General features: G+C 48.5%; 1 protein-coding gene. It reads right to left on the bottom strand.

Features of this window, described 5'->3' with window-relative positions:
* Positions 1–25: 25 nt before the first annotated feature.
* Positions 26–404, bottom strand: a 379-nt coding sequence (locus tag BCT81_RS05595) for an SPFH domain-containing protein (RefSeq protein WP_347232106.1), incomplete at its 5' end; no start/stop codon positions are given.

The following is a 404-nucleotide window of genomic DNA, read 5'->3' as shown; positions in this document are numbered from 1 at the left end:
TTTTTATTGCAGCTAGAAACCCTGGCTAATCATCGGATTTCATCGCTTTCTTAATCGCAGCCTCATTTAGCGTCGCTTTTATTGGATCGGTGATTTTATCCACTAAATCGACAGGCATAGGAAATACGATGGTGGTGGTACGTTCATTCGCCACTTCGGTCAATGTCTGCATATAGCGCAATTGGATGGCGTTAGGCGCTTTGTTTAGCACATCGGCAGCTTCTCTCAGCTTGGTGGATGCTTCAAGCTCACCGGTCGCATGAATCACCTTAGCTCGGCGAGAGCGCTCGGCTTCCGCCTGTTTAGCGAGAGCGCGCACCATGCTGTCATCCAGATCGACATGCTTGATCTCAACATTGGCGATCTTGATCCCCCAGTTATCAGTGTGTTGATCAAGAATCGAT

This window comes from Vibrio sp. 10N.261.52.A1 (assembly GCF_002876325.1).
Lineage (GTDB): Bacteria > Pseudomonadota > Gammaproteobacteria > Enterobacterales > Vibrionaceae > Vibrio > Vibrio chagasii.
Note: the sequence above shows the minus strand (reverse complement) of the source record. Positions and strands in the feature narration are given on the sequence as shown.